The 2,861-nt window shown below is 60.4% G+C and carries 1 protein-coding gene; it reads right to left on the reverse strand.

Going from position 1 to position 2,861, the window contains the following annotated elements:
• Positions 1–70: 70 nt before the first annotated feature.
• A complete protein-coding gene (locus KZZ07_RS26440) occupies positions 71–2,653 on the reverse strand; it encodes a hypothetical protein (RefSeq protein WP_219519854.1) in 2,583 nt (860 codons plus the stop codon).
• Positions 2,654–2,861 lie beyond the last annotated feature (208 nt).

Consider the following 2,861-nt stretch of genomic DNA (forward strand, 5'->3'; position numbering starts at 1 on the left):
CGGCGCCATTCCGAGTTGTAGGACACGAGCGGCGGATTTTCTGTCGCTCGTTTCCGTTTTCGATGGCGCGCTATCGGCCTTGTAGCTTGCCCCACATCGGAGTGCCGTGAAATAGCCAGGGCTGGTAGAGGATCCTCGAGAGATTCGGGAGACGTGGTCGATCGTCCCGACGCCGATCCTTCTTCTTGTCGACAGGCTCCAGGCCTTCCCCTGCTTGTAGGATCTCTTGCTGCACCTCGTCGGGATCGCGATTGGGATCCGCGCTGCCTTCGATCTCCTCGTCCGATCGCACGGATGATGGGGTGGAGTATTGAGCCGAATGAACCCCCATACGCATCGCAGGCGTTGTTCGGCGAACACGGGTCTTGCGCCGCAAAGGGACTTCAATGGTTTCATTGGTTCCCGGCACCTTGAGGTGACGCACGGCTCTGGCCGGTCTGCTGTTCATCTCGCCCTCAGCCTTGCCTGGAGTGGCGGGCTGATCCTCTTCCTGGGCCGTTCTTTCGTCCTCGTCCGGGGATGCATAGGTCCGCCAGTCGAAGAAGTTGTAATAGATCCGCCAGATGTTCAGCATCGCGATCAGGACCCGCGGGTTGTATGCGGAGCCATTGACGTAGCTCGAGCCCTTTCGGGCACTGCGTCCCCCCGCTCGTTCGACGATGCTGACACGATTTCGCAGCGCGTTCTGGAATGTGGACACAGGCTGAAGAGTGGCCATCGTCATTCTTCTGGTGATTGCCGCCCTCAGCTCTGGATCCTGGATCGTATCGTCAAACCCGAGCTTGCGATACTCGGACCGATAGCGCGGCGACAAGATTGGGAACCCAACGACTTTGTCCACCTCGTTGGCGCGGGGAACAGGGCTGCGAAGCCATAGCCGCGGGTAGGCCTTGGAGGCGAAGTTCGGCCCCGGCCATGGCTTTCTGGTGCCATCTCGCAGGGGCCGAAACGCGGGCCCGGTATTCGCCGCAGCCCAGGCTTGAAGCGCATCCCAATACGCAAGATGGGGGTAGGCATTCCGCCAGGCATCGAAGCTCACGTGGAACTCGTCCTTGCGCTGATCAATCCAGTCGCTCGAGGCGTCCTTGTCGAAGGAGACGATCGCCCATTCGAACCTGTCGTTCAGGATATCTTCCCGAAAGATGTGGGGCACGACACGCCCCATCGTGCCTTCCTGCTCGCCAACCAGGGTCATCTTTCCCGGCGGAATCATATCCCGCACGCAGGCGAGCGATGCGGCTTTCGTGTAGGTGTCGCGGGTCATAATGCCTTGGAAACTCCCGCGTCCGTCGCGCTCCTGCTTGACGAAGTTGAACCATTTGTCGCGTAGAAACTCGATCTCCCCGGCCCGCCTTGTGGCGTCGCTTCGGGCCTTTTTTGCATCGGGGGAAAGTGGGAGATTTGCAGCGTCGAAAGCCTTGTCCGTCCGATAGATGAAACGATGGAGCTTGCCGATTGCCGACGCGAAGAGCGCAGGCTCGTCGAAGCGGGCCGTAGGCCGCTGGAAGTGCATCAGTGGCGCGGTGAATGTCCCATCGCTGTTCCGGTATTGCTTCCGGACACTGACAGATTGCGTGGAGCCGAAATAGTGTTCTTCCACGACGTCCAGGGGGTCGACCGTCGGGTCGAAGTCCACATCACAACGGAAGACATAACCTGACCTGATATCCGCGCTGATGGAACAGTTCAGCTGTGTCAGCCGCCGATCGGTCCTCGTCTCCCAGTTCACGTTGATCGAGATATCGTCATGCGCGATCCGGGTGTGGGTATAGGGCTTTCCGTCCTTGATACGTTGGCGATCGACCTTCGCCCGCCACTCCGCCAGTTGGGCGCGCTCATAGGCCAGCAGGACTTTTTCCAGCCAGAAGATCCGATCATACAAGCGCGACATCCCGGGCTCTGTCTCGCCGCGCGGAGTGCGAAGCATGCGGCGCATATCGTGTAGGCTATGGCCGTTCACGATCATCGCCAGAATGCGGAGGTTGTCATCGCGCCTCCTCTGGCGGCGGTGCTCGCTGGAAACCGTGAAGCGCGCGCCTGGGGCGCCCCTGCAGGGCTTGTGAATAACCCTTACCGACCGCGCGCGCGTCTTCGAGCCTTTCTTCCGGCCAACCGACCCCGATGGCTTGCCGTTCGCTCCATTAAAGACGAACTCGTGAGGGGCCTCCAGATAGCCGGTCCCGCAGTTCCCGCACCTGGGGCCCTCCAGGGTGCCATTCTGCGTCCAGAGGCGGTTCAGCTCTTCCTCGTAGGCACTGTTCGACAGCAGCCTCCCGCTCACCCCGCATTCGGCGTTCCCTCGTTGGTGCAAGCAGGTGAGCATCCGGCCGTCTTCCCAAGCCCTGGGAGCACCGGCGAACTCGAAGGCGCTGGTCTCACGGTGGAGCTTCTTGTCACCTTCGGCAGTGATCTTGTAGCGTCCGACTCCCCTCGCAATGGAAGCATCGGACATCGCGGCACGAAGGCGCTTCTCCTGCGCTCCCCTGCCGACGAAGGAATACTTCGTGGGCGCCGGTTCGATGCCATAGTTGCCGCAGTCGGGATCACCGCAGCAGTTGAGATTTGTGTCGCCCGACACGAGCGGGTATACTTGCGCGAGCTTAAGGTTACTGAGGCTCTCCATCTCGTTCGGTCCCTTCGTCCGTTTGGTCAAGAGCTCGCGCGCCTCCTATATTGGCCTTGTGGGCTAATCCCGAAATAAATCACGCTGATGGACGTGCTCCGCGCGGGAAGTTCGAACTTCCCGCCAGGTTCTCCTGAGAGCACGAATTCTGGTCGAAATTAGGGCGTAAAAACAAAAGCCTGCCGACCTATCGGTCGGCAGGCTGCAGGAGTTATGTCCTATGGAACGGAATGGCGCC

This window comes from Mameliella sp. CS4, from assembly GCF_019392335.1.
Classification (GTDB): Bacteria; Pseudomonadota; Alphaproteobacteria; order Rhodobacterales; family Rhodobacteraceae; genus Antarctobacter.